Here is a 4,181-nt window from a genome sequence, read left to right on the forward strand (position 1 = left end):
AAACGATCCACAGATAACGGCTTATTCTTGGCCTTACCTGTGTTGTCAGTGATGGTTCCATAATTTTAAATCACCCCTCAATTTGATGATTCCACGAAATCTTCTTCAAGTGACATAATTTGAAATATTCAGTTATTAATGCCGCCATGATGCCACCTCGAGCTAAACCTAAACCCCACCTGAATGCTTACCCGATAGAAAACTCCAACTGAACTTTCTTCTCACCTCCCGTTGTTTCAATGACACAAGCTTCCAATTTTAGGTTCCCCAAAAAGGTTCCTAATTCAATACCTAAACATTCCTTAAATGTTTCACATGGTGTAACTGTGTTTCATTTTTCCACTCGAAAAGTTATCTTACTTTTGCGACTAATACAACACTTTAAGCCTGAATGGTCGTTTTTGAATGCCGAATGGTGATATTTTTAATCTAGATGACACAAGGGGAACCCACCGATTCAAAAGTGGATTCCCCTTAAAATACCTAATGTCCACGTGACTATTTCACATTGGAACATCTGCCAAGTTCTTTGAGCCACCCTGGCAGAGCAGTTACAGTCCCAGTTTTCTTTTCAGGTCCTCCCGCAAAACTCTCTTTAAAATTTTTCCCACGGGGTTTCTAGGGATAGCATCACTCAGGGAAATTAAAGCATTAGCAAGCCGTTCACTTCACTCAATAAGAGATGGTTTATTTATCCCTTCTCCCGGTTTTATCTTGTTCAGCTGGTTGAGCGCTCAACTTTCTGATATAGTAGTCCATGTATTTTTCGCGGGCAATGCGCTTGGCAAATTTGCCCACGCTGGTCTTTGGGATTTCATCTACGAAGAGAAGGTCGTCGGGAAGCTGCCACCTGGCGAATTTTGGGCGAATGAGGTCAATAACCTCTTCTTTGGTAACCTTACCCCGGGCCTCCTCACGTAAAACAACCAGTGCCAGCGGTCTCTCTTCCCATTTGGGGTGGGGCAACCCGATGACGGCTGCTTCCAGCACTGCCGGGTGGGCCATCAGGGCGTTTTCCAGGTCAATGGAAGATATCCACTCCCCGCCGCTCTTGATCAAATCTTTAAAACGGTCGGTAATTTTGACGTAGCCGTTGGCATCAACAGTGGCTGCGTCCCCACTACGCCAGTAGCCGTCTTCCGTAAACGATTCCGCCGTACGCGGGTCGTTATAGTAGCTTCTGGTAATCCAAGGGCCTTTGATCAACAACTCGCCCACCGTTTGCCCGTCAGCGGGTACCTCTTTACCGTCGGCACCCACAATTTCAACGTCGATCCCAACAACGGGAATCCCCTGCTTGCGTCGCAATTCCCACTTTTCTTCCTCGGGTAGCCCTTGTAAAGAAGGTTTCAACAGATTGACTGTGACCAGCGGAGTGGTTTCGGTGGCCCCGTAGGCGTGGATTACCTCGGCGCCGCCCAGCTCCCAATATCCTTTCATCATCGCCAGCGGAGGTTCCGTCGCACCGGAGAGCATCCGCAAGCCACTCAGGTCCGGTTTCTGTTCCATTTTTCTGATGTACTCCAGCATGGGCATGAAGATGGCTGGTGCACCGCAGGTAACTGTAACCTTCTCGGCAACAAGGAGTTCGACCAGAGAAGCCGGCCTTTCCACTGAATACATCCCTGGGAAAACGAGCTTAGCACCGACCAGCGGTGGGGCGAAGAACATCCCCCAGCCCTGAGCGTGAAACATGGGCACAATTTGCATGACCACATCGTTCCTGGACATCCCTACGGCAATAGCAATGGCCGTAGTATGCAGGTAAATGCACCGGTGGGAAAAATAGACCCCCTTGGGTTTACCGGTAGTACCGGAAGTATAGCAAGCGGTGGAGGCCGATTTTTCATCGACCATCGGCCAGTCGTACTCAGCTGTTGCTTCTTTCAAAAGTTCCTCATAACTGTATAAGGGACTCAGGGTTGTTTTTATCTCGGATATTGGTTTATCCGTAATAATCACGTAACCCTGCACTTTTTTCAGTTCGCCTGCAACAGGTTCAATGACCGGGATCAGCGAATCGCTAACAAAAATCAGTTTTGCCTCACTGTGATTTATGACATACGCCCGCTCGGCAAAAGAAATCCGGGGGTTCAGTTGCAACAGAACGGCACCCACTCCCGCCACGCCATAGTAGAGCTCGGCGTACCGGTGGGTGTTCCAGTCGAGCGCCCCCACCCGGTCTCCGGGCCCAACCCCCAGTTTCTTCAGTACGTTCGCAAGCCTTTTTACTCTTTCGTATGCCTCCCCGTAATTGTAACGAAAAACAGTCCCGTCCGGATTTCGGGAAACAATCTCTCTTTCCGGATAAGACCGTGCCGCATGCCGCAGGAGAGTGATAATGTTTAACTGGTAGTTATCTCCCGAAGTAGAAGGGAATCCCTGGATAATTTTAGTAACCATATGCGACACTCCTTTCTAAATATTCAGACACCCAGTCCTGAAGATATCCCGGCCCCGTTTCACGAGGGTTAACCCAACCCCAGCCTCTTCGCTATGATCAGCTTCATGATCTCCGACGTCCCGGCGTAAATGGTATGAGCCCGCACGTCCCGGTAAAAACGGGCGATCGGGTACTCCTCCATATACCCGTAGCCGCCGTGGAGCTGCAGGCACTGGTACGCAACCCGGTTGGCCATTTCCCCGATCCACCACTTGGCCATGGAGACTTTCGTTACAATCTCCTTACCCGCCAGGTGGTCGGCAATCAGGCTGTCCAGAAAAGCACGCCCGATCTCCACCTCTGTAGCCATCTCCGCAATTTTAAAAGCATTATGCTGGAACTTGCCGATGGGATTTTGGAAAGCTTCTCTTGTCCTGGCGTACTCGATCGCGTCGGCCAGCATGCGTTCCGCCATACCCTGGGAACCGATCGCCGAAATGAGCCTTTCCTGCTGCAGCTTCTCCATCAGGTAGGAAAAGCCTTGCCCTTCCACGCCCAGGAGGTTGGCAGCCGGCACCCGGCACTGGTCGAAAAACAGTTCGGCTGTATCCATACTGTGCAGGCCCAACTTTTTCAACTTGCGGCTTTTAATAAACCCAGGGGTACCATCTTCCACTGCGATCAGGCTGATCCCCCTGTAAGCGGGCCGGGCACCGGGATCGGTTTTACAAACGACGATGACCAGGTCGGCAGAAATGCCGTTGCTGATGAAAGTTTTCTGGCCGTTTAAAACGTAGTGATCACCTTCTCTGCGCGCAGTGGTTTTAATCGCCTGCAGATCGGAGCCGGCATTGGGCTCGGTCATGGCGATGGCCAGGATGATGTCGCCGGAAGCACAACCCGGCAGCCACCGTTTTTTCTGTTCGGCGGTGCCGTAACTGGCAATGTAGGGTGCGATGATGTCGCTGTGCAGCCCAACAGCAACGCTCACCCCCGCCCGGGCCAGCTCTTCGTTGATGATAACCGAACAGGCAAAGTCAGCCCCGGCCCCTCCGTACTCTTCTCCCAGCCAGGGGCACAAATAGCCCTGCTCACCAAGCTTTTTCCAGATCTCCCGGGGTATTTCCCCTTTCTCTTCCCACTCCTCTACATGAGGAACCAGTTCCTGTTCGACAAATTTTTTAAAGGTACGCCGGAAAATCTCGTGTTCTTCGGTATAGATCCCCATGCTCCAACCTTCTCTCCAGATTTTGAAGCCGGTTTTCACCGGCCAATAAATCAGCTACATATCGAAGCCACCATCGACGTGCAAAATGTGACCCGTGACATAGTCCGAAAGGGGCGAAACCAAAAAGAGAATACCTCCTGCCGCTTCTTCCGGGGTGGCTGGACGCTGTAGCGGGATCATGGCCACCATCAGATCACGCAGGTTCTTCGGAATGCCCACAGTGATTCGATCGTTTAGAATTTTTATGCCTTTCTCCTTTTCATCAGTCAAGCGGGTGGTGACAAACCCAAAGGCTACGGCATTGCAGTTTACGTTCAAGGGGCCCCATTCCTGGGCAATGGTCTTGGTTAAACCCCGCAGGGCAGCCTTAGCCGAAGCATAATTGGCCTGCCCAGTATTTCCACGGGTACCGGATACAGACATGACGTTGACTATTTTTCGCATTACGCGCTTTCCACTTGTTATTTCCTGCCTGGCAGTTTCCCGGATATAAGGGGCGGCTGCGCGAATAATCCGAAAAGCCTTACGGTAATATGTCAAGATCCAAGGACCAAAATTTCTAAGAAAATT

3 protein-coding genes are annotated in these 4,181 nt (G+C 50.9%); all 3 read right to left on the bottom strand.

The window, feature by feature from the left end; all coding sequences use genetic code 11:
* Positions 1 to 687 precede the first annotated feature (687 nt).
* Positions 688 to 2,403 carry a long-chain fatty acid--CoA ligase gene (locus ACPLUI_RS11815; RefSeq protein WP_424660462.1) on the bottom strand — a complete coding sequence of 572 codons (1,716 nt, stop codon included), beginning with the start codon at positions 2,401 to 2,403 and terminating at the stop codon, positions 688 to 690.
* Positions 2,404 to 2,471: 68 nt separating this feature from the next.
* Positions 2,472 to 3,611 (bottom strand): acyl-CoA dehydrogenase family protein, encoded by a 1,140-nt coding sequence (locus tag ACPLUI_RS11820; protein WP_424660463.1) that lies wholly within the window; start codon positions 3,609 to 3,611, stop codon positions 2,472 to 2,474.
* Between the two features lie 54 nt (positions 3,612 to 3,665).
* Positions 3,666 to 4,181, bottom strand: a 516-nt coding sequence (locus tag ACPLUI_RS11825) for an SDR family NAD(P)-dependent oxidoreductase (protein ID WP_424660464.1), incomplete at its 5' end; no start/stop codon positions are given.

The sequence above is a fragment of the Desulfofundulus sp. genome, from assembly GCF_049701015.1.
In the GTDB taxonomy this organism is placed as follows: Bacteria; Bacillota; Desulfotomaculia; order Desulfotomaculales; family Desulfovirgulaceae; genus Desulfofundulus.

What these genes read in the sequence shown, in the direction of transcription:
- ACPLUI_RS11815 (WP_424660462.1), bottom strand. Translation starts at nt 2,403, where the DNA reads ATGGTTACTAAAATTATCCAGGGATTCCCTTCTACTTCGGGAGATAAC.
- ACPLUI_RS11820 (WP_424660463.1), bottom strand. Translation starts at nt 3,611, where the DNA reads ATGGGGATCTATACCGAAGAACACGAGATTTTCCGGCGTACCTTTAAA.